At 42.4% G+C, this 24,997-nt stretch carries 14 protein-coding genes and 1 other annotated feature; of the genes, 9 read left to right on the forward strand and 5 right to left on the reverse strand.

Annotated features, from left to right (window positions below):
* Positions 1-72 precede the first annotated feature (72 nt).
* The 7 genes from N3I35_06875 to N3I35_06905 all read left to right on the forward strand — a co-directional run bounded on the left by N3I35_06875 (position 73) and on the right by N3I35_06905 (position 17,480).
* Positions 73-12,021, forward strand: coding sequence for a DUF1533 domain-containing protein (locus tag N3I35_06875; GenBank protein MCX8129806.1), 11,949 nt, complete (start codon positions 73-75; stop codon positions 12,019-12,021).
* 432 nt (positions 12,022-12,453) lie between these two features.
* Positions 12,454-13,764, forward strand: coding sequence for an electron transport complex subunit RsxC (gene rsxC / locus N3I35_06880; GenBank protein MCX8129807.1), 1,311 nt, complete (start codon positions 12,454-12,456; stop codon positions 13,762-13,764).
* Positions 13,765-13,811: 47 nt separating this feature from the next.
* Positions 13,812-14,771, forward strand: coding sequence for an RnfABCDGE type electron transport complex subunit D (locus tag N3I35_06885; protein MCX8129808.1), 960 nt, complete (start codon positions 13,812-13,814; stop codon positions 14,769-14,771).
* Entirely contained in the window at positions 14,764-15,351 is a 588-nt protein-coding gene (locus tag N3I35_06890) for an RnfABCDGE type electron transport complex subunit G (protein ID MCX8129809.1), read from the forward strand. Before N3I35_06885 ends, N3I35_06890 begins: the two co-directional genes overlap by 8 nt.
* Complete coding sequence (locus tag N3I35_06895) at positions 15,348-16,034, forward strand: electron transport complex subunit E (protein MCX8129810.1); 687 nt, start codon at positions 15,348-15,350, stop codon at positions 16,032-16,034. The genes N3I35_06890 and N3I35_06895 overlap by 4 nt, the downstream gene beginning before the upstream one ends.
* The gene (gene rsxA / locus N3I35_06900) at positions 16,034-16,615 is read left to right on the forward strand and encodes an electron transport complex subunit RsxA (GenBank protein ID MCX8129811.1); all 582 of its coding nucleotides are present in this window, start codon (positions 16,034-16,036) and stop codon (positions 16,613-16,615) included. The genes N3I35_06895 and rsxA overlap by 1 nt, the downstream gene beginning before the upstream one ends.
* Positions 16,616-16,685: 70 nt before the next feature.
* On the forward strand, positions 16,686-17,480 hold the full coding sequence (locus tag N3I35_06905; GenBank protein MCX8129812.1) for an RnfABCDGE type electron transport complex subunit B: 795 nt from the start codon (positions 16,686-16,688) through the stop codon (positions 17,478-17,480).
* A 57-nt stretch (positions 17,481-17,537) separates the two neighbouring features.
* Here the strand turns inward: N3I35_06905 and leuS are convergent, their stop codons facing one another.
* Positions 17,538-19,985: a leucine--tRNA ligase gene (leuS, locus tag N3I35_06910; GenBank protein ID MCX8129813.1), complete on the reverse strand. Its 2,448-nt coding sequence runs from the start codon at positions 19,983-19,985 to the stop codon at positions 17,538-17,540.
* 50 nt (positions 19,986-20,035) lie between these two features.
* Positions 20,036-20,282: a binding site (T-box leader), on the reverse strand.
* Between the two features lie 224 nt (positions 20,283-20,506).
* On the opposite strand from leuS, the gene N3I35_06915 reads away from it, so the two are divergent.
* On the forward strand, positions 20,507-21,454 hold the full coding sequence (locus N3I35_06915; GenBank protein ID MCX8129814.1) for a polysaccharide deacetylase: 948 nt from the start codon (positions 20,507-20,509) through the stop codon (positions 21,452-21,454).
* A gap of 142 nt (positions 21,455-21,596) precedes the next feature.
* On the opposite strand, the gene N3I35_06920 is transcribed toward N3I35_06915, so the two are convergent.
* The gene (locus N3I35_06920; protein ID MCX8129815.1) at positions 21,597-22,145 is read right to left on the reverse strand and encodes a shikimate kinase; all 549 of its coding nucleotides are present in this window, start codon (positions 22,143-22,145) and stop codon (positions 21,597-21,599) included.
* 126 nt (positions 22,146-22,271) lie between these two features.
* On the opposite strand from N3I35_06920, the gene N3I35_06925 reads away from it, so the two are divergent.
* On the forward strand, positions 22,272-22,517 hold the full coding sequence (locus N3I35_06925) for a hypothetical protein (GenBank protein ID MCX8129816.1): 246 nt from the start codon (positions 22,272-22,274) through the stop codon (positions 22,515-22,517).
* On the opposite strand, the gene N3I35_06930 is transcribed toward N3I35_06925, so the two are convergent.
* From N3I35_06930 to N3I35_06940, 3 genes are all read right to left on the reverse strand, one after another.
* The gene (locus N3I35_06930; protein ID MCX8129817.1) at positions 22,474-23,028 is read right to left on the reverse strand and encodes a prepilin peptidase; all 555 of its coding nucleotides are present in this window, start codon (positions 23,026-23,028) and stop codon (positions 22,474-22,476) included. The two genes, N3I35_06925 and N3I35_06930, sit on opposite strands and share 44 nt — an antisense overlap.
* Before the next feature lie 70 nt (positions 23,029-23,098).
* On the reverse strand, positions 23,099-23,692 hold the full coding sequence (locus tag N3I35_06935; protein MCX8129818.1) for a YdcF family protein: 594 nt from the start codon (positions 23,690-23,692) through the stop codon (positions 23,099-23,101).
* 21 nt (positions 23,693-23,713) lie between these two features.
* On the reverse strand, positions 23,714-24,880 hold the full coding sequence (locus tag N3I35_06940) for a hypothetical protein (GenBank protein MCX8129819.1): 1,167 nt from the start codon (positions 24,878-24,880) through the stop codon (positions 23,714-23,716).
* Positions 24,881-24,997 lie beyond the last annotated feature (117 nt).

Raw genomic sequence — 24,997 nt, forward strand, 5'->3', positions numbered from 1 at the left:
AAATAGTGGATAAATTGTTGATTATTGCCGATATAATTTACATATTATGTGGATTATTCGGGGGTCTTTATTATGCCAAAAAAACTCAGAAAAGTAATGGCAGCATGTATAGCATTGATATACGCAGTCTCAATTATTACAAGTACTGTATATGCCGCACCTTCAGATATTTCAGGGCATCCTGCTGCAAGCACTATAAACAGGTGGATAGCAAAAGGGCTTGCAAAAACTCAGTCTGATGGTAAATTCAAACCTAACGAGATCATCAAGCGAATTGAATTCATTACTTTTATTAACAAAGTTTTTAATTTTACTGAAAAAGCAAAGATTAATGTTGTTGACGTTATATCCGGCTCGGATGATGGCAATGAAGTTGCAAAAGCCGTAGCAGCCGGTTATTTGCAGGCAGACGGCAAGAAAAAGGTATATCCCTACCAGCCTGTTGCAAAAGCTGATGCTGCCGTAATGCTGGCAAAGGTATTTGACTTGAAATCCTCAAATACCAGCAACCTGAATAAATACTCCGATTCCGATAAAATTCCCTATTCAAGCAAAGAAGCTATAAGTGCCTTAGACGAGAAGGGCTATATTTCCGGAAGCTCTGACGGCAAGTTTTCACCATGGAGCAACTTAACCAGAGCGGATGCGATAGTTATTATCGATAAAATTATCGGTGACCTCTTTAACGCAAAGGGTACATATAAGGGAAGCTATAAAGGCAATGTAGTCGTAAGTGCAGAAAGTGTTAACCTGAAAGATACGGTGATAGAAGGTGACCTGTATCTTACAGAAGGAATAGGTGACGGTGATGTTACCCTCGACAAAGTAACGGTAAAAGGAAGAACCATAGTCCGTGGAGGAGGTAAGCACAGCATAATCATCAGGAATTCCTCTCTATGGGGACCTGTTTCCGTTGCAAAAAGGGATGGTCTTATAAGGCTTGTAGCGGAAGGTACTACAAATATATATAATGTCCAGCTTAATTCCGGTGCTATACTTGAGGAAAATGGAGTAAAGACTGCGACAGGATATAAAGGCTTTGAAGAAATACAGATAAACAGGGGAATTGCTGCAAACCAGGAAATGAAATTTGAAGGTGACTTCAGCAATATAAATATTGAAGCAGCTTCCGTAAATATACAGGTTGATGGCACTGTAGGGAAATTACAGCTGAGGGAATCCGGAGAAAATACGATCATAAAAGTAAGAAGCGGAACTGTAAGCGAACTCCTTACACAAGCTGATAAGACTGTAATAGAAGCTACAGGAGGTACCATAACATCTCTGAAGGTAAGCAATACTGCGGCAGCCTCTACAGTTACAGTTGATGGGGCAAGTGTAGGAACTCTTGATGTTCAGGCAAGTTCAAATATAAATATTAGCAATGGTACTATAGGTACTTTTAATATGCACAGCGGAGCATCAGGTTCTACAGTATCTATAGGAAAGGATGCCCGTGTTCCGTCTTTCAGTACTTCGGGAGTGGCAGTCAGGGACAACAGGACGATTACAACCGGCAATTCTACACAATATATATCCATAAGTGCACAGAATCTGACGGTTACAAAAGACAATGTAGCAGCTGCAGTGGTAAATGTAACGCCCGTTGATGCCGTATTGAACTATAACTCTCTCAACCCGGCTATTGCCACTGTTAATCCGAATAATGGGGTAGTAAAGGGTGAAAGCCTTGGAACTGCCACAATTATCGTTACAGCTACAAAAACAGGATATACTACCGTAAGCACCACATTTACCGTAACAGTCAACGCTGTGAATAATAATCCTACAGCAGCCGGTACCTTGCTGGTTTCACCTGCGAATGCCAACAGAAGTGCAGTACAGAGTGTTACTTTATCATATACTCCCGGAGAGGCCTTGAGTAATGGTACGGTTGTGTTTACGCTGCCCACAGGCTTTACAGCATCGACAAGCGATACTGTCAGTATAGCAGGGGGGACAGCTGCAAGCCTTAATGCGTCACAGATATCAAACAGCGGTTCCACAATTACTATCACGGGACTCAACCTCACAACAAGTCAGACTGTGGTGGTTACTCTGGTAAATAAAACGATTCCGGCAGCAAATAACTACACCTTCAGTGCTGCAGCTGATGCTGACGGTACTGGTACAAGAGGACCCTCATCAGGCTCTGGAAATGAAACAAAGATATTCACATCAAATAGTGTGACACTGACACTGCCGGGCTCACTTGTTATTTCGCCTGCAAGCGGGGCAGCAGGTTCGACACAGGATGTTACACTCACATACACGCTTGCTGAAAGCATGAACAGCGGTTCGGTAGTATTCACACTGCCTTCAGGTTTTACGCCGAATGCAGGCGACATTGTCTATGTAAATGGAGTGACTACAAGTGCAATAACCATAGTAGGTCAAACTGTAACAGTAACAGGTGTAACAGCGGCATCGGGGCAGAATATAGTACTCATACTGGATGGCAGGACCGTACCTGCTGCAGGGAATTATGATTTCAGAGCAGTAGCTGATGCCGATGGTGTTGGCGGGACAAAAAACCCGAGTACAGGAACAGGCAGTGAAGCTAAAATATTTACATCCAATACATCGGTTGCTCCCTCTGTAATAACTGCGGTAAATGCCACGGTTGACAGTGACTTTAATCTGACGTTTACGGATAATCCTGCATGGAGAAACGGCATTACGGTAATTACGGTCGGAGGAACTGCACTTCCATCATCTGCCTACAGTATAACAAGTGCGGGAAGTATCACGCTAAAACCGTCACAGAGCCTATTATTGCAGACACCAGGAACAAAGACGATTTCTATTTCATCTACTAACTTTGCCTCTGTAACCGTGAGTCAGGTGATTGCTCATGGAGCTGCAAAGAACATCGTTATAACAACTCAACCCACAGCACCTGCTTCAAATGGCGGGGTTCTGGCAGCACAGCCTGTACTGAGGCTCAAAGACCAGTATAACAATGACTGCAGCACTGATAATACGACACAAGTAAATATATCCAGAGGAGATGCAGGCAATTGGAGTATAGGTGGAATTACAACCGTTTCAGCAGTGAATGGAACTGTAACCTTCTCTGATCTGACTGCTTCAAGTTCGATCCAGGTATCCGGTGCCAGACTCAGATTCAGCAGTACCGGGCTGGCAGATATGTTTTCAAATACATTTACCGTTCCAGCACCTTCTATAGTTGTGACGCCAGCTGCAAACGCTACAGTAGACGGAAATTTTGATATTACATTTGCGGAAAATGCAACATGGAGAGCTGCAATTACTGCTGTTAGTGTCGGGGGTACGGTACTGCCTGCGGGTGCATACGACATTTCCAGTGCAGGGAGGATAACACTGCGACCTTCACAAAGTACACTTTTACAGTCTTCGGGAACTAAAACGATTACTATTACAGCTGCAGGCTTTGCAGTGGTCAGCATAGATCAACCGATAAAGCACGGGGCTGCAACCAGGCTTGATATTCAAGTGCAGCCACAGCCTCCAACCGCCAGTGGCACGCAGCTTTCCGTTCAACCTGTCATTAGAGTGCTCGACCAGTACAATAATATTTGTTCCACAGACAACACCACACAGGTAGTTGCAGCAAAAGGTGACGGCGGCACATGGACATTAGGCGGGACACTAACTGCAACAGCAGTAAATGGAACAATTTCCTACACAAACCTTACTGCTGCCAGAAATGCGCAGACCGATAATGCATATATAAGGTTCACAAGCGGATCATTAACGGCTGCTAATTCCAATACCTTTACAATACTTGCCAACACGGGGAACGAGACTGCAGCTGTAACAAGCCCTGCAAATAACTCATATTCCAATGCTGACCTGACGACAATCACTGGTACTGCCACCAATACAAACTCTGATTTGGTAAAGGTAGTCGTTCGCATAAAGGACAATGCAACCCAGAAATACCTTAGTGCCAACAACGGTGGATTGTTTAGCAGCAATACACCAGTTGACCTTACGGTTTCCGGTACTACAAGCTGGACTGTAACACTGAGCAGTATAAGTTTTTCAAATGGGAACTATACAATAGAAGCAATAGCCAATGACGGAGCAAATGGATTGACAGCTTTTTCGGTATTTACAATAGATAAAGCTGCTCCTTACAGAATTAATGCAGTTGCTTCCCAGCAAAACACAATTACAGGGAATAATGGATACATTACATTAACTACGGTTAATGACCCGTTGTCGAATGCAACATGGATTAATATATTAAACGAAATAAAAGCTCATACAGCAGTAACTTCCGGCAGTTGGATCAGTGGTATAGATCCAAGCTATCTTGATATAGATCCCTCGGCTGATGGCGTGACTGCCAAGCTTATAAACAAAGACAGTGGCAATGCGGCTATTGTTGCGGACTTTGTGATACCTGCAGCCAGAGTAGCAGATAGAGCCGGGAATGTAGCTTCAGGAAATATTACCATTGATGCCTATATCGGCGCTCCTGAGGTGGCAAGCATCACTGCTGCCGAAGGAGGGGCTGCTGAGCATGGCATAGGGCCCGGGGATACGCTGACAATAGTATTCAATGTAGCAACAAACAAGGCCGCAGCTACAGTGTATGCAGATAAAAATGCAGTTGATGCGGTAATCAATTGGGGAAGCAAATCCTTCGGTTCGGCATATACAGGTAACTGGACAGATAACAGGACATTGGTCATAACGTGCTCTAACGGGTCTGGGGCAACATTTATGGTAGGAGATACAATAGTAATAAAATCAGGTGCAGGAATAAAAACGCAGGACGGGTTGTCTGCTGCAAGCAGCGATACCAGTGAAGCAAGTACAGGAACCTTCAATCCTGCCCCAGCAATAGTAAGTATTTCAGCAGCAGAGGGAGGCCCGGCTTTGGATGGATTGGATGCCGGTGATACCATTACGATAAAGTTTGATGTAGCAACAAACAAGGCCGCAGCTACAGTGTATGCAGATAAAAATGCAGTTGATGCGGTAATCAATTGGGGAAGCAAATCCTTCGGGACTTCTTACTCGGGACAATGGACAGATAATAAGACACTTGTAATAACGTGTATAAACGGCTCGGGAGCTACCTTTGCAGTAGGAGACACAATCACAGTTAAAGTGGGGGCGGATATCAGAACTCTCGATGGAACTTCTCCGGCAAGTACTGATACAAGTGATCCAAGTGAGGGAACTTTTGATCTCATACCGCCTGCTCCTGTTGTATTGAGTATTACGGCAGCCGAAGGAGGGGCATCAGAGCATGGTATAGGGCCTGGGGATACGCTGACAATAATATTTGATACAGCAACAAACAAAACTGCAAGTACTTCCTACGCAGATAAGGCGGCAGTAGATACTGTTATTAACTGGGGAAGCAAATCTTTCGGGACATCATATACAGGGGTATGGACAAATAATACAACACTTGTAATAACATGTACCAACGGGGCGGGTGCTACTTTCACGATAGGCGATACAATTACAATCAGGTCTGGTGCTGGGATAAAAACGCCGGACAACCTATCCCCTGCGAGTAATGATATCAGTGATGCGTGTACGGGAGCATTCAGCCCGGCGCCCGTAATCGTGAGCGTGACAGCAGCAGAAGGCAATCCGGGCTCAAATGGATTGGATGCCGGTGATACCATTACAATAGTGTTTAATACAGCAACCAATAAAACTGCAGCAGTAACTTATGCGGATAAAGCTGCTGTAGATGCAGTAATAAACTGGGGAAGCAAATCCTTTGGCTTGTCTTATACGGGAGCGTGGACAGACAACAAGACTCTGGTAATTACTTGTACGGATGGCTCTACAGCAGATTTTGCAGTAGGAAATACCATAACAATAAAAGCCGGAGCAGAAATAAAGACTTTGGATGAATCCTCGCCCGCATCTACGGACACAAGTGATGCTGCAGAGGGGACTTTTGATCTTATACCTGCTGCTCCGCTGATTACGAGTGTAACAGCAGCAGAGGGAGGAACGGCTGAACATGGAATTGGTTCCGGCGATACGCTGACTATTGTGTTTAATGCAGCGACAAATAAGACCGGTGGTACATCATATGCAAACAAAACGGCAGTAGACGCAATAATCAACTGGGGCAGCAAGTCATTTGGCAGCGGATACACAGGGGCATGGACCGATAACAGAACTCTGGTAATAACCTGTACAAATGGATCAGGGGCTACATTTACCGTTGGAGATACCATTGCAGTAAATTCAGGAGCTGATATTAAGACTCAGAATGGTCTGTCATCAGCAAGTACCGATACTAGTGATGCAAGCACAGGTACCTTTAATCCTGCTCCACTTATAGTAAGCGTTACGGCAACAGAAGCCGGGGCGGAGGAGAACGGCATCGGACCTGGAGATATACTGACTGTGGTATTTGACGTAGCTACTAACAAGGAAGGTGCAACTTATGCCAACAAGACTGCTGTAGATGCAGTGATCAACTGGGGGGGGAAATCTTTCGGTTCATCTTATACAGGGGCATGGACAGACAACAAAACTTTGGTAATAACGTGTGTAGATGGTTCTACAGGGGATTTTGCCGTAGGAAATACCATTACAGTAAAAACAGGAGGGGATATAAGAACTCTTGACGGAACCTCCCAGGCTTGTACAGATGTGAGTGATGCAAGCACGGGAACTTTCAGCCCTGTTCCTCTGGCACCTACTGTTGTAAGTATAGCAACAAACGAAGCAGGAAGTGTTATCACAATAGAATTTAATAAAACCATGGCAAACCCGTCCGGGAAACATGCTCAGTTTGGCGTGCTGGTAGATGGGACGGCGAGAACTGTTTCAGCTGCAGCACTGAATACAGACAATAAGAAGATAGATCTAACACTATCAACACCTGTAGCAGTTGGTAATACAATAACACTTTCATATACTCCGGGGACTGTTGCGGCGGCTGACGGAGGTGCCCTTGCGTTGTTTACGGGAAGCTCTGTAACCAACAGTGTAGTGGGGCCTGCTAAAATTGCCAGTGTAAGCTCATCTGTCACCAACAATACATATGGTGCAGGTCAGGTAATTACTATAACTGTAACTTTTGATACTGCGGTTGATATTAGTACGGTCGGGGGTATTCCGACCTTGCGAGTGGAGACAGGTACAGTTGACGAAGAAGCCAGATATATAGACGGTAATAGGACAAATGTAACTACACTTACATTTGAATATACAGTCAAACAGGGAAATAACACTGCCGATCTTGAGTATGTCAGTACAGCATCCCTTGCACTGAACGGGGCAACCGTAAAAAACACCGGAAAGGATGTAGCGGCAATTCTCAGCCTTCCTGCATTGGGATCCATATATTCTCTAGGTGGACAGAAAAATATAGCCATCGATACAACAGCCCCTGTTAATGCCACAGGATTTCCGAAAGCAGGTACCAAGACGGAAAATACTGCGAATGTACTGGTTCAAGTAAATGAAAGCGGAAAAGCTTATTATGTAGTGCTGGATGGGGGAGCATCGGCACCGACAGCTTCTCAGATCAAAGCTGGAAGAGACGCTTCAAATGTCAATGTGGCTAAAAAAGGAGAAATCAACCTGACAGCCGGTATGCAGGGGACAATATCCATAACCGGACTGGATATGCTGACTTCATATGATATATATGTAGTTAGCGACGACTGGGTAGGAAACCTGCAGTCAATCCCCGGAAAGGTATCAGTAATAACTACCAATGATATAACGCCTCCGGTTATTACTGGGTCTACGGCAACACCAGGGGGTATTACTGCTGATATAGAAATCATAACTGATGAAGAAAGCAGGGTATACTATATTGTTATGGCGGGAGGATCACCAGCTCCAACGGCAGCCAATGTAAAAGCCGGAGCAGGTGCTCTGTCAGCGAGCTTAAAGGGATATGCGGATACAGCAGGAAATAGGGCGACTATTAATTTAAACGGACTGAACGGATTAACAACCTACGATCTCTATGTAGTATGTCAGGATAATAATAACAATTTGCAGACCACTGCAACCAGGATACAAGTTACAACAGACCTTACAGGGGTGACGGCAGATGTAGCTGCAGGAAAGCTAAGCAATACTTCAAGGAATATGGAATACAGTCTTGATTCTACAAACGGCACAAACGGCACATGGACAGGGTGTACTGACGGTACCACTACAGTTCAGTTTACTGTAGGAGATGTTTATATAAGAGATAAGAGCAACACTGCAACCGCACGCAGAGTAGCCACCGTTACACAGCAGCCAATGCCTACCACTGCTCAGATAAACGGCATAGGCTATAACATAGCACAGGGGACACTTACCGGAACTTTAAGTTCAATGCAGTACAGAATAAATGGTGGAGCATGGATTGACATAACCACTGGAGGAGCTATTTCCGGAATAGCATTTGCAGCAGGGGATCTGGAATTCCGCATAAAAGCTACTGCTACTACACTGGCATCACTTCCGGTAACAAAGGTGACCATTTCAGCACCTGCATCTGCGCCGTTATTAATGTATGATGATGTCGTAAATACTATTTTAGATCTGAATAGCGTTAATGAGTTGGGAGAATTTATTTACGAATACAGGATAGACACAGGGGGATGGACATCAGGAGGAGTTACGCCTGACCTGAGCGGAACAAAGACAGTTTATGTAAGAAAGAAGGCTACAGCGACAGAACTGGCAAGTCAGGTTCAAGTTATTAACTTTACAGTAAATGTAAACCTCAATACTGTAGGCATAAACATAGCAGTCGGTCAGATATACGGTACTACTACAGCTATGGAATACAGCCTTAATTCAACTGACGGATATAACGGAACATGGAAGCCGTGTTCAAATACCAATACAAATGTAACTTTCGTAGAGGGAAATGTATACATAAGAGCAAGTGCTCAGCGTGATAATGTAAGGCTTATCGACACCCTTACAGCACCGGCTGCACCTGCTACCGTTAGTGCAAATGAGACAGGAGGACAAAATGCGGTAAAACTTGTCGGAGCTACTACATCGATGGAATACAGCAGAGATGGCGGGATAACATGGTACGCTGTTTCTACAAGTATTGCAGCAGGTACACAGTCGATAGATGTTTCAACCGCACCAAATAATGACCTGAGGGTCAGGTTAAAGGCTACCACCACAAAGCTTGCTTCAAGATCTACCGGGAAGCTCAACAACACCGGAACGATAGCGGTATCTCAGCAGGCAGCTCTTACAATGACCGTTGTCGGAGCGAACCAGACTATACAGTTGAGTGATATGTGGAAGATAACTGCAGCAAAGGAGAGTGTGGTTTTAGACAGTATAAAAGTGGATATATCGGGTACTATGGATACCGTAAATGTTGATAATTTAGTACTTATGTATAGTACAAACGTTGCAATCGGCGATGCAGACGATGTTCAGATAGGAACGAGCCTTAACCCCGGAACAGGGGCCTCCGAGCTGGAGTTTACAGCTTTATCAAAAACTGTTGCAGTAGGCAGCGGCTATATATATATACTCGGACAGATATCAAGTTCAGCATCGACAGGACAGAATATAGCTTTGGGAATCCCGGCAGAGGGAATTACCGCAACAGGAGTTGTTTCATCGAGAGCCATCAAGTCCACCGGGATAGATGCAGGTACGGTAGTAACCCTTGATAATACACCCCCAACGGCTGCAATAACCTATAACCTGAACCGTGCCGTCAAGTCAGGAGATACGCTGGTCATAACGGCAACCTTCAACAAAGCTATGGCAAATGCACCTGTTGTACAGATAAGCATATCGGGGGCAAATACGCTGGCGTTGACCAATATGACAAAGGTGGATGCGACACACTATACTTGCACATATACAGTTGGCGCAGGTGACGGTGCTGCAACAGTGGCTTTGGCTACAGGCACTGACTTGTCAGGTAATGTTATTACAGCTGCACCTGTAAGCGGAGCAACTTTTACAGTTGATAATACTGTTCCCGGAACTCCTGTTATTACTCTCGCAGAAGCTAAAGGAAATTCTGAAATACCGGGTTATATGAACAGTTCTAATCTTAACCTGCAGATTGATGCAAATATAAACGGCAGCAGTGCAGCAGGAGGAAGTGCGGAATTGTTGATAGACGGTGTTCCCTTCAGCACACCGGTAATTGACAGTACAATAGGTCCGATGGATACTTCCGTAAGCTTCCTGGTTGCTCCAGGTGTTATTGGACAGGGTACGCATACATTCTCAATCAGGCTGAAGGATGAAGCAGGAAACAGCGCAACCAGTATGGCTTCATCACCTGTCATAGTTGATTATTCTTTACCGTCAAAGCCTTCAGTCTCTTATACTGTTGTTGGAGGAAGTGTAGTTGCCGGATATATAAACGATACCAATACTGGAGTTAATTTTTCGGCTGATATAGTTGCTGGCGAAGCGACTGGAGGAACAGCAGAATTACTGCTTGGTACGACAGTAGTCGGTACACAGCCGATATCAGCAAATGATACGACTATTTTATTAACTGTTTCAAAAGCGGTAATAGGTACTGAAGGAAGTAAAAGCTTTACGGTGAGGGTAACCGATGTGGCAGGAAACACAGTAACAAGCAATGCTATAAGCTTAGTTGCAGACTTTACTTCGCCCGGGGCCCCAACAGCTCCTTCGATAGCGGGAAACGATAATATTAAGGTTTCAGGGTATGTAAACGGAACAAACAGCCAGATTTCTGCATCATCCACCATAATTAAAGGTGATGCTGTAGGGGGACGGGCAGAATTGCTGATCGACGGTGTTTCATTCAGTGTGAAAGTACAGGATTTGTCGATAGGCTCAAATGATATTGCAGTTTCATTGCTTTCTGCCTTTGCAAGTGTAAATGAGCTCAGGAATACAATAGATGCAGGAACTCATAAAGTTAAAGTAAGGCTGTTCGATGCAGCAGGAAATTATACGGATAGTTCCGAAACATCATTTACAGCAGACTATACTTCACCCTCAGTACCGGCTAATGTTGCAATCAGTGCACAGGGGAACAGTGTAGTTGCCGGATACTTCAACATTTCAAATAACGGTATTGTTGCGGCTGTTGATGTTATAGCTGGTCAGGCAGAAGGCGGATATGCGGAGCTTATAATTGACGGGCGTTCCTTCGGCACACCGATAAAAAGCAGCCTGATAGGGGCAGTTACCACTCATGTAGCCATAACATACAATTTTGCCGATCTAAATGAACTGAAAGCTTTGATACCGGCTGGTACCCATACCTTTGCAGTGAGAGTGTATACCTTAGCAGGCAACTTTGAGACAAGTTCAACTGTCAGTCTGATTGCGGACTATACAGCACCCGGCGCACCGTCATCCGTTACAATTTCCGGTACGGGAGGAAAATCAGTAACAGGATATCTGAACGGAACCAACAATCAGATTTCCGCAAATGTAAGGATCACAGCAGGGCAAGCTACAGGAGGAAGGGCAGAATTGGTTATAGGAAGTACTGTAGTTGCAACATATAATATAAATTCAGGGGACAGTAATATAGCCATAGTATCAAATTATCTAAACAGTACACTGCTTCAGGCAGCAATACCGGATTCCGGCGCCGGCAGCGGAGAGAGAAGCTATACAGCAACTGTGAGGATAGTTGATGCAGCTGGTAACAGTGTGAATAGTACGCCTGTTTCATTTAAAGCTGATTACATAGTGCCCGATGAACCTGCAGGAGGATTTACAATTACGGCCAGCGGAGGAACTGTTGTTTCAGGACGGATAAATGAAACAAATATGTATATCAAGGTCAATAGCATAAGTATTACTTCAAATCAGGCAATCGGCGGAAAAGCTGAGTTGGTTATGGATAAGGGTACACCAGGTCAGAGGATTATTGCGGTAGATAATATTATTAATACTTCAGACACCACCCTTACGCTAAGCTCAAACTTTTCCAATCCTGCAGCACTACAGGCGGCAATACCGGAAGGAAGCCACGAGTTTGTAATAGTACTGTATGATGCGGCAGGTAACAGTGTAGAGACGGCAGCAACAGTACTGATTGCCGATTACCCATAAGAAAAGATAAAAAACTGGCTTATGACAAATAGGCCAGTTTTTTTATTTCATGGGAAAGTAAGTTTATTAATGTATGTTATGAGCCATAAATACCTCCCCATATTTCCAGTACTTAATTTGCTCATTATGTGATATACTGGGTTTATACATTAAAGTCATATTGGTTCTAACAATCCAATTGTAGATATATACTTAAGGAGTATATACACTGAAAATTCCTGATTTTACTACTACTATCGTTATTCTACCAAAATTCTTACAAGATGTATCCTAAAAAGATAATATATAAATTATCAGTGCGGCGATGCACAATAACTTCAAAATAATGTTATTAGATTAATTAATCAGTGCAACAGATTAATTTACTGAATATTGGGAATATATCAGTACGTGCATGAAAATATGCCTATAAAAAAGTGAGGTTTTATTATGCTGTTTTCAAAAAAAGGCTTCAAAGGCGGCGTAGCTGTACCCCACAAGAAGAATACCACAAGCTGTGAGACTGTTAAAATGAGCTTGCCGGAAAAAGTAGCCATTCCCATGGTGCAGCATATAGGAGCACCATGTGAGCCTATTGTAAAAAAGGGTGATTATGTAAAGGTTGGGCAGATTATCGGCAGTTCTGATGCATTCGTTTCATCCCCTGTGCATTCCAGCGTTTCCGGGACTGTAACCGATATAGCTTCCAGACTTGGTGCAGGAGGGGCCCGGGTAACTACAATAGAGATCAAAACAGATGGGGAGCAGGTAATTCATGAGGATATAAAGCCACCACACTACTCAGACTATAAAGAATTTTTAGGAATTATCCGGAAATCAGGATTAGTTGGCCTTGGAGGAGCAGGCTTTCCTGCCCATGTCAAGCTTTCACCTCCGCCTGATAAGGTAATTGACACGCTTATAATAAACGGTGCTGAGTGTGAGCCTTTTATAACTGCCGATTACAGGGAGATTGTAGAGAATTCCTGGAATATAATGTGTGGAATAGAAATTTTGCTGGGTCTTATGAGCTTCAAAAATGTATATATCGGTATCGAAGATAATAAGCCGGATGCAATTAAGATAATGAATGATATGGCAGATAACCATAAGAATATAAATGTAGTTAAGTTGATGTCACGTTTTCCACAGGGCGCTGAAAAAATGCTCATTTATACGGTTACCGGCAGAAAAGTGCCTTCAGGGAAGCTTCCGGCAGATGTAGGCGTAATTGTTATGAATGTAAACAGTGTATCTTTTATAGCTGAACATATAAAAACAGGTATGCCCCTGATTAAGAAAAAAGTTACTGTAGACGGCTCAGCAGTGAAAAAGCCTGCAAATTTGGAAATACTAATTGGAACACCTTTGGAAGATGTATTCAACTTTTGCGGAGGCTTCAAATCAGAACCGAAAAAGATTTTAATGGGTGGGCCTATGATGGGAATAGCACAGTATTCTTTACAAACTCCGGTACTAAAGCATACAAATGCATTACTGGCGTTTGACGGAAAGGATGCTGCCCAACCTGCTGAAACAGCTTGTATACGGTGTGGAAAGTGTGTGGAAGCGTGTCCCATGAATCTTATACCGCTTAGTTTGAACCAGAATTCTATAATCCGTAATATAGACGCTCTTAATAAGTATCATGTGGCTGATTGTGTTGAATGTGGGAGCTGCTCTTATGTATGCCCCGCAAAGAGACATCTGGTACAGTCCATAAGACTGGGTAAGGCCTTATTAAGGCAGACAGGGACGAAATAGTACTTATGCAGCAGTTGTTGCCAATCAATTTAAAGGAGGTAAATAGTTTGGAAAACCTTTTGTTAGTTTCTTCTTCTCCTCACATAAGAGGTTCAAACAATACAAGAAAAATAATGCTGGATGTAATTATCGCCCTTTCACCGGCTATACTGGCTAGCGTATATTTCTTCGGTATAAGGGCACTTGTGGTTATCCTGATTACAGTTGCTGCCTGTATTACTGCTGAGTATGCTGCCCGTAAAGCTATGGGGAGGGAAAATACAATATCCGACTTAAGTGCAGTTGTCACAGGTATTCTGCTTGCTCTTAATTTTCCGGTAACACTGCCGTTATGGATAGCAGTTGCCGGAGGAGCAATAGCAGTTATTATTGTAAAACAGTTATTCGGGGGATTAGGGCAAAATTTTATGAATCCTGCTGCAACAGCAAGGGTTATACTGCTGGTGTCATGGCCTGCACATATGACAAAATGGGTTGCACCTGGGCCTGATGCTGTATCTTCAGCTACACCTCTGGAACTGGTTAAGAAAGGAAAAGAAGCTATAGAGGGGAGTATGCCGGGTTATTTTGATCTCTTCATTGGCAATACTGGCGGATCCTTGGGTGAAACTGCGGATATTGCATTGCTTTTGGGCGCAGCATATCTTTTGTACAGGAAGGTTATTTCTCCTGTTATTCCTGTCACTATTCTTGGCACAGTAGCATTACTGACGTGGATATTCGGAGGAGACTCTCTTTTTACCGGCGACTTCATTTATCATGTTTTTTCGGGTGGTCTTATGCTTGCGGCATTTTTTATGGCTACTGACTATACGACCTCACCCGTAACACTTAGAGGTAAGCTAATAATGGGTGTAGGCTGCGGGGTACTGACAGCCGTTATCCGCTTATATACCAATTACCCTGAAGGGGTATCATTTGCCATACTTCTTATGAATATTGCCACGCCGTTAATTGACAGATACACAATTCCAAAAAGCTTCGGAGGTGAGAAAGCAAGTGCGTGATATAGTTAAGCAGGCAGTTGCGTTGTTCATTATTTGTATTGTTGTGTCGGCTACCCTTGCTTTTACATACTCGGTGACAAGGGAAAAGATCGAAGACCGTGCACGCATGGATGCAGAAGCGGCAAGAAAAGAAGTTCTGGCTAGCGCTGAAACCTTTGAGAAACTTGAGGCGCCTACACAGCATAACTCCGCTTTGTCCCAGGTCAAGGAAGCCTATAAAGGTATGAAGGCAAATGAAACTAAGGGATATGTATTCCTGGTAGAGACAAAAGGCTATGGTGGAATAATGAAAATTACTGTTGGGGTTGGCACTAAAGGTGAAATAACCGGGATGAAGATAGGGCAGAACAATGAAACACCTGGTTTGGGAACAAAAGCAGCAGAAGCCCCATTTAGGACTCAGTTGATTGGGATTAGGCCCTCTGTGCCGTTAAAGGTAATTAAGGTCGGAAAGACGAAACCTGAAGAAGTAGAAGCAATCAGCGGGGCTACAATAACCTCCAGAGCTGTTGTTGAGGCTGTTCAGGCAGCCATAGATATGTCAGTGAGACTTGCACGGGGGGAGGGAACGGCAAAATGAGCGGTAAGAACAACAGAAACACAAATGCAATGAAGACGCTGAGCAATGGTATTGTTAAGGAAAACCCGATATTCAGGCTTGTTCTGGGTACATGTCCCACACTGGCAGTAACTACTTCTGCAATTAATGGAATAGGTATGGGGTTAGCAACGACTATAGTACTGATAGGTTCGAATGCAGTTATTTCGCTAACCCGCAAGCTGATACCAGATAAAGTGAGAATCCCTGCTTATATTACTATTATAGCAGGGTTCGTAACAATAGTTCAGCTGTTGTTAAAGGCATATCTGCCATCTCTTGATAAGGCGCTTGGAATATATATTCCTTTAATCGTAGTTAATTGTATTATCCTAGCAAGAGCAGAGATGTTTGCAAGCAAAAACAGTGTTTTCATGTCTGTCATGGACGCGGTTGGCATGGGCGCCGGGTTTACACTGGCTCTTATGGCAATAGGTTCTATGAGAGAGCTTTTTGGCAATGGGACTCTATTTGGGTTGACTGTAACCGCAAATCTATTTGATCCTGCAATAATCATTATTTTGCCTCCAGGAGGTTTTTTGGTTTTTGGGATAATTATCGGGATTCTGAACAAGTTTTCATCTATTAAAGTGAAAAAAACGGGATGCCACTCCTGTGATGTCCCGTGCAGCTCTTGTCAGGGACATAAGGAGGTGGGTGCATAGTGAAAGAATTAATTATAATAATTATGGGAGCCATATTGGTTGATAACTTTGTTGTATCGAAGTTTTTAGGCATCTGTCCATTCCTTGGGGTGTCGAAAAAATTGGATACTGCCGTTGGAATGAGTGGTGCAGTTATTTTTGTTATGACTATAGCATCAACGGTGACATGGATAATAAACAGGTATCTGCTTGTACAATTCGGACTGGAATATCTGCAAACTATAGCGTTTATACTGGTTATTGCTGCGCTTGTCCAGTTTGTAGAGATAGTGCTGAAAAAGTTCTCACCCTCCCTTTACAAGGCACTTGGGATATTTCTTCCCTTAATTACAACAAACTGTGCGGTTCTTGGTGTAGCGCTGATTAACATACAAAAAGGGTATGATCTGTTAAAGTCTGTACTATACAGCATTGGTGCAGGAGCGGGATTTATGCTGGCACTGGTGTTGTTTGCAGGGGTAAGGGAGAGGCTGGAATACAGCAGCATCCCTGAGTCTCTTAGAGGGCTTCCTATAACATTGATTGCTGCAGCATTGGTTTCTGTTGCGTTTTTTGGATTTCAGGGGCTGTTTGCGAATTGATAAAGTAGCTGCCTGAAGGAGCACTGCTTGCAAGTTTGTATTTTACATTGCAGCTGTATGGAGGTAAATTATGATGGATTTGCTGGTGCCCGCTTCGGTTATTGGCGGGCTGGGTATAATTTTTGGATTGGGGCTTGCGTTTGCCTCGAAAAAGTTTGAAGTTAGGGTTGACGAGAGGACAGCACGCATAAGAGAGGTTTTGCCGGGGGCTAACTGCGGAGGCTGCGGGCAAACAGGCTGTGATGCTTTTGCTGAAGGAGTGGCTGCAGGAAAATGTACTGTAAACGGATGTCCGGTGGGCGGTGCTGATGTTGCAGAAAAGGTAGCTGCGATAATGGGTATGGCTGTAGGCAACATAAGCAAATCAGTCGCCAGAGTTTCGTGTAACGGCTCCATCAATAACTGTAAAAGCAAGTTTAATTACTCGGGTATTGAAGATTGTACTGCCGCAGCAAGTCTTTACGGGGGAGCACCAGGTTGCTCCTATGGCTGTATAGGCTTAGGCAGCTGTGCAAGAATCTGTGATTACGGGGCTATTGTAGTGGAGGAAGGGGTTGCAAGGGTTATACAATCCAAATGCACCTCCTGCGGGAAGTGCGTAAAGGCTTGTCCCAAGAAACTCATTTCATTAATATCTGCAGAGAGTGAATATACGGTGAGATGCAGGAGCTTTGACAAGGGTAATGAAGTTAGAAAAAGCTGTAGCGTAGGCTGCATAGGCTGTGGAAAATGCAGCAAGGTATGCGCGCAGGGCGCCATCAAGCTGGAAGGGAACCTTGCCGAAATCATGTATGACCGGTGTAAAAATTGCGGCGAGTGTATAAAGGTCTGCCCGACCGGATCAATAAACAGGTATTTTACTTGAGAACTGTCCCAGGATTATCAATTAATAAGGGTGGACTTGCGTCCACCCTTAAAATATTTATTTCGCAACTATATTTACCAGTCTGCCCTTTACAACGATAACCTTCTTTATTTCCTTACCGTCTGTATATGTCTTTACCATACTGTCTGCAAAGGCAATAGCCTTTATCTCTTCATCATCGGCAGCGGAAGGCACTTCAATCCTGCTTCTTACAACACCGTTTATCTGCACTGCAATTTCTATAGTGTCCTTAACTAAAGCGCTCTTATCCCAGGCAGGCCATTTTTCATTGAATACAGAGTATTCATACCCCATCTGTTCCCACATCTCCTCTGCAAAGTGTGGAGCAAAAGGGGCTATAAGCCTTATAAGGTCAGCCAGTGTCCCTTCAAGCGTGTTCAGATTCATAGGATCAACATCGGCATTATACTTGTATAGTGCATTTACAAGCTCCATTAATCTTGAGATGGAAGTATTGAACTGGAATTTCTCTGCATCCTCAGATACTCCTTTTATTGCAAAGTGTTTTGCATAGTTCAGCTCCTTTTCATCCTTACCGGCCTCAGTTTTTCCATTATTACTATGCCTGATAACACTAAAATCTTCTACAAGCCTTTCAATTCTACCTATGAATCTGGAAATAGCCTTTATTCCATCATCGTTCCATGGGCCTCCTTCAGTATAGGAAAAGCCGAACATCAGGTAGAGTCTGAATACGTCGGAACCGTATTTTCTTACATACTCATCGGGAGAAATAATATTTCCCTTTGATTTACTCATCCTGTTACCATCCGGTCCCAGTATGATACCTTGGTGGACAAGAGAAGTAAACGGCTCGTCAAACTTCAGGTAACCCAAATCTCTCAAGGCTTTTGTAATGAACCTTGCGTATAGAAGGTGCATTGCTGCATGCTCAGGGCCGCCTATATACTTGTCTACGGGAAGCATTTTATTTATCCATTCAGTATCAAATGCCTTATCATCATTTTTATTGTCCGGATACCTGAGATAGTACCAGGAAGAACATACAAAAGTATCCAGGGTATCAGGGTCCCTCTGTGCAGGTTTACCGCATGCCGGACAACTGACATCCATAAATTCCCTGCTCTTTTTTAGTGGGGACTCTCCGTCGGGAGTGAACTCCACATTGTATGGAAGTGTCACCGGCAAATCCTTTTCAGGTACAGGTACAGCTCCACAGTCCTCACAGTGTATTACTGGGATAGGCGCACCCCAGTATCTCTGCCTTGAAACAAGCCAGTCCCTTAACCTGTAGTTGATTCTCAATGAACCGCTGCCGGACTTTTCAAGCTTTTCAACTATTTTGGTTCTTGCTTCGGAAGAAGCTACTCCATCAAACTCTTCACTATTTACCAAAACTCCGTATTCCACAAAAGGAAGTGCATCATCTTTACCTTCACTTCCCTTTATTACACGCTTTATGGGAAGTTCATATTTCTGGGCAAACTCGTAGTCCCTTTCATCATGTGCAGGAACTGCCATTACGCATCCGGTACCGTAGCCTGCAAGAACATAATCAGCTACCCAGACAGGAACCTTTTCTCCTGTAATGGGGTGTATTGCATAGGAACCCGTAAATACGCCGGTCTTTTCCCTTACCGTGGACATTCTTTCTATTTCTGTTGCTTTTTTTGAGCTTTCCTTGTATTCTTCTACCTTGTCCTTGAAATCAGGTGTAGTAATCATATCTACTATAGGATTTTCAGGAGCGAGTACGACATAGGTCACCCCATAGAGGGTATCAGCCCTTGTAGTAAAGACTTTAAATGAAATATCCCTGTCGGCTACCTTGAACTCAATTTCTGCACCTTCTGATTTGCCGATCCAGTTTATCTGGATCTTTTTAGTCTTTTCAGGCCAATCAAGACCTTCCAGCTTTTCTATAAGCTCTTCTGCATATTCTGTAATCTTGAAGAACCACTGGGTCAAATCTCTCTTTGTTACTTCTGTGCTGCATCTTTCACAGCTCCCGTCTATAACTTGTTCATTTGCAAGGACAGTCTGGCATTTCGGGCACCAGTTTACAGGTGCATTTTTTCTGTATGCAAGCCCTTTTTCATATAGCTTGAGAAACAACCATTGTGTCCACTTGTAGTAATCAGGCATACAGGTTTTGATTTCATAGTCCCAATCGAAGGTAGCACCCATTTCCTGAAGCTGGCCTTCCATAGTTTTTATATTTTTAAGCGTTGAGTCCTGTGGGTGTATCCCTGTTTTAATCGCATAGTTTTCAGCAGGCAGACCAAATGCATCAAAACCCATTGGCTGAAATACCTCATAACCCTGCATTCTTTTCATGCGAGCCCAGGAGTCGCTCGGACCATAGTTGTACCAGTGCCCTACATGCAGATTGGCTCCTGAAGGATATGAGAACATTTCCAGGCAGTAAAGCTTTTTGTCTGCATTTTCCGGCTTAAATTTGTATATTCCTGTATCTGTCCATTTCTTTTGCCACTTCTTATCAATATCTGTTGAGTATGGCATCTTATATATCCACTCCTTAATCTATTTATTACACTAAAAAACCCGTCTCTGCAAGAGACGGGAACTATTCCGCGGTACCACTCTAATTGATTTCCGAAAAGAAATCCTCTTTAAAAAGCAGTTGTTTTTATGATTTGGCTGCTCTATGTTCCTTTAACGGGGAAGTCCGGCATACCTTAATATTATTCGGGCAGCAGTTCCCGGGTGAGTTCAAAGCCTAGGAAATACCGGTTTTCACCTGCTCCGGCTCTCTATAAGTTCCTCGCATCTTTTACTACTCCCATTCATTACTTTTAGCTATTAAAGTGACTCGTTTCCTGTGATTTTACCACAAGACAGGGCAGTTTTCAACTATAGTTTTTTAAATGAATATGGAATTTAGTGGAGCAGTAGTTTTGGCGCTTATGTTTATACTGTTCATTTTTTACTTGATATTATATACTGGAAACAACAGAGTTTATACTGATAAAAAGCTTTTTGAAAATAAGTGGGGGTGAAGGGGCTTATAGCCCTGATAGTATATGAAAGTCAATAAGATTATTTTTCTTATGTCAGCCATAGCGGTGTCCGTTGCAATTATTACACTAAGCGCATTTTCCTATATTAATAACACAAAGGCTGTTTCACTCCAGACAGATGTCTACAGTCTTAATGACCTTAACAGGAGCCTTAGTAAAAAGCTGCTTTCACTCGAAAAGGAGAGGGAAGACCTGCTGGTAAAGATAGAATCGGGGAATAAGGAGAAAGGTGAACTGAGCATAAAAATCCGTAGCCTGGAAGAAAAGCTTATGGCACTTGAGGAGCAGAAGAAAATTGAAGAATCAAGCAGCTTTGCTTCTGTAAAACCAAGAAAGAAGGTAGCATACCTTACTTTTGACGATGGGCCTTCAGTACATACTGAGAAAATTCTTGAGATATTGAAAAAGTATGGGATAAAAGCAACTTTCTTTGTTAACGGAAGAGACACCATGGGAGATATATATAAGAAAATCCTTGACGAAGGGCATGTTATAGGCAACCATACTTATTCACATGATTATGAAGTTTCATATTCATCTTTGGAAAGCTTTTTTGCAGACTTTGACAGGCTGAAAACCCTGCTCAAAGACGTTGCTGGTTATGAAACAGACATTTTCAGATTTCCGGGAGGGTCAAAGAATGCTTCGGGTAAAAAGTATGGAAACCCCGATATTATGAAGCAGATAATAGCGGTGCTTGAGGAAAGAGGGATCAAATACTTTGATTGGAACGTAACCTCGGCAGATGCGGACATTTCCGGTAAAACTGTCGATAAGGACCTTATAGTAAAAAATATTCTTTCGGGTGCACAGTACAAGAGGAATGCAATAATTCTCATGCATGACAGTAAGGGGAAGGAAACAACAGTAGAAGCTCTTCCCGAGATAATTGAAGGACTAACGGAACAGGGCTTCAAGTTCAGTGTTCTGACAAAAAACACATCCTACTAAGGCTGCCGGTTTCGGGCAAAAAAAGGGTTAGTCTTTCGACTAACCATGTAAAGGGGGTCAAAATGTATTTTGTGAGGTCATTTATATTATTGACCCTCTATACAGTTTTTATTCAACAGAATAAAAAAATTATTTATAAATATTATTTAGTTGGTTTGCCCGGCTGGTTGATTTTATTGAAGATCGGTTCTTTTTGCAGTATCCTGCTTATATCTGCAACAATTTCCTCCATATGCTTACCGGAGCAGTTTATAGTAATATCTGCATGTTCCTCATACAAAGGCGTTCTTTCGATATATATATCCTGTAGGCTCTGATCTTTTTGCATTGCAATTCCCCTGCTGGTAATATTCGTTATTCTTTTTTGTATTTCATCATAATCCAATTTGAGGTAAACAAGGACACCATCCTCCTTCAGGTGCCGTATGGCAATACTGCTGTAAATAACACTTCCTCCTGTAGCAATTACATGATTTTGAAGCTTTGTATCCAGTACTACATTTTCCTCCAGCTTAAGGAATTCTTTTATACCATTTGTGTCAATGATATCCTGTAGAAACCTGTCTTCCTTTTGTTGAATTAACAGATCAGTATCAATGAAAGTCATTTTGAGGGTTTTTGCAAGGAGAACTCCTATAGTGCTTTTGCCAGCACCGGGCATGCCTACTAATACTACGTTTGATTTATTCATTATTCACTCCGCTTATTACTATTCTACCTATTTTACTATTCCACCCGTTTTCATGCACACGAAAGTGTACTTTACATGTATTATATGAAATTTTTTTGAGAAAATAAAGGAGGAGTAAGTTTGTTTATGGAGGTAACGGTAGTGGATAATCATGGAAAGATCATAAATGCAGAAAGTGTTACAAATGTAGAAACAACCCTTGAGGATATATCCAAGGAGCTCAGGCCGGGCGAGACACTTGTACTTGATATAGGGAACAACTACTTTCATCAGACTGATAATATATATGATACATTGGTTATGCGTGGATTTGACGTTAAGAAGAGCTTTAAAAACGGAAGAAATCAGATACTTGTCCATAAAAAGCCATAATATAAAATACAAGTGTTCCACACGCGACAGCATAACTGAAGCGGAACAATGAGCCGTCACTTTTGTTGCCGAATTCATTATATGGAAGAAGTGAAAAAGTCAGGATACTTACCTTTATGTATTTTAAAAGATGAATTAGTCGCTGTATTCCGTTTTTCCTTATGAGGATCAGTATTAAAGCTATTATGCCCCCGCATAGAAAAGAATAAACCATTATATACAGGACAGGCTTTAGCCCCAGTATGGCTCCAAGGGCAGAAAAAAGCTTTATATCTCCTGCTCCCAGCATTCTTAGCAAAAAAAATACTATTAACAAAGTTATGGGGAGCATAATTCCGGCAAAAGCGCGCAACGCGCCGGAAAATCCACCGGTCATGGAATTAACCGCAACACCCAGCAGGATAAAGGGAAACACAATCCCATTTTTAATTTTGCAGGTCTTAATATCACATACCAGTGATAGAATAACAAGTAATACAACCGCAATATGATTTATAAATATAATATTCACTCCTACTTAAGCAGAGTTGTCTATATCCATACCGTAAGTTTATAAGTTTTATCAAACACAATATAAAAAATTACAACCTATTAAGGATTAATCCTTTTATTACTGATAATATCTCTCTTGCCTGATAATACAGTTTTAAATACCATACTGTCTGTGCAGGAGCGCCTGAGGCGTGTATACCAAACTTCTTTGCAATCCTTAAGGACCTGAATATATGAAAATCATTTGAAACAATAATTGCTGATTTAAAACTGCTTTTGTCCATATATTCCTTTGAAAACCTTATATTTTCATATGTACTTGAGGATTTATTCTCTTCTATTATTGCATTACTGCTTACTCCGTTGTTTACAAGCCAGCTTTTCATCACACTTGCCTCACTGACTATTTCGTTGTCTCCCTGTCCGCCGCTGACTATTATACTGGATGCATACCCTGATTTATATAGATCCAGAGCCTTTTTGAGCCGGTATTCAAGTGAAAGGCTGGGAGATTTTTTGTATATATGGCAGCCCAAAACAATAATTACGTCAGATTTCTCAGGTGTAGAGAAATGACTGTAATACAAAATGTTAGCATATATTGTCAGGAAAAAAGCTGCAATAATAGTGATTACCAGCAAGATAAGCTTCTTTATGATCTTTTTATTCCCTGTTTTCAACATATTAACAACTCCACTCAAAGTTTATTGTTTTCCCAATATTGCAGCTGTCTCTTCTCTTAGTATTTTTATCAATTCTTTTTCCAGGAGTACTCTTTCCGGCCCTTGTCCTGCTGTCTTCGGTATGTTTTCCGGATCGTCAATATTAAGTGTTACTGTATATACTGTTGAGTCCGAAACACTCTGATTCTCGGATTTTGCGTAAGCATCTGAAGTAAAAGCCAAAAGCTTGCCAGAGGATGACCAATCAAGCTTGCCTGTGGAGAACATACTCTGGGTCAGCTGTTCATTTAAAACACCGTCTCTTTTTACGATCCAGACATCAGACTCTTGACCTTTCCCACCGGAGTATGCTATCCAGTTGCCATTTGGCGACCATTCCATACCTGATATTTTTCCCTGGGTGGCAATTTTCCTTTTTTTATTGTCGTCTAAGCCGGTAATATGAAGCTCGTGGCCTGATTCCTCATCTGAGTTTTTTCTTATATAGGCTATGGAATCTTCTGTCGGAGAGATGGAAAAATCCAGTATATTATCGTCAACTAGAAGGAACTCTTTGGAATACAGATCAAATGTATAAAGGGACATACCGGATGAAGCACTGCTTTTGCCTGTGAATACACACTTTAGCTGCCGGGGGAGAACTTTTAAGCTGCCTATAGCTGTGAGATCCGGCAATTCAATATCCTTGGAGATGCTTGTAATCATTTTTTTATATTTCTTAATATATATCATGGGATTGATCATAAGCAGCTCGCTGTCCTTAGTGAACATATAAGAAGGTAATGGCTGCGGGTCTGTGTTACCAGGAACTTTATCCATTCCATCGGGAAGATGGGTTTGTTCCCTCCTTATTCTGTCAAATAGAAGATCGTTTATAATTACCTTATTTCCGTCAGGAGAAATCTCCGTATATTCTTTATAGGCACTGTCTGATGTAAACATCAAAGTATCGGTTCCGGATTTTGTATCTATTATGTGGTAGCTATAAGTACTTCCGCTTTTCCTGTATATCAGCAGATTTTCATCTTTCCCCAGAAACCCTTCAACACTTCCCTTGCACAATTCGTTGAAACTGACCATAAGGCTGCTGTTAGCCATACCTGCCCCTTTTATTACGTTTACCTTTTCTTCCGATTTGCATCCGGTAAACAGCGATATCAGACATAATACTAAAAAAACTTTTTTCATACTGGTTCTCCATTTTTAGTTTCCTTGCTTTCTGTTAATATTGTAATAATAAATCAAGGCTATAAACAAGTTATAAAGCAGATGTAACAAAATTGTAAATTAGCTCATTGTGCTAGT

It is taken from the genome of Clostridia bacterium (assembly GCA_026414765.1).
Taxonomy (GTDB): domain Bacteria; phylum Bacillota; class Clostridia; order Acetivibrionales; family DSM-27016; genus SKW86.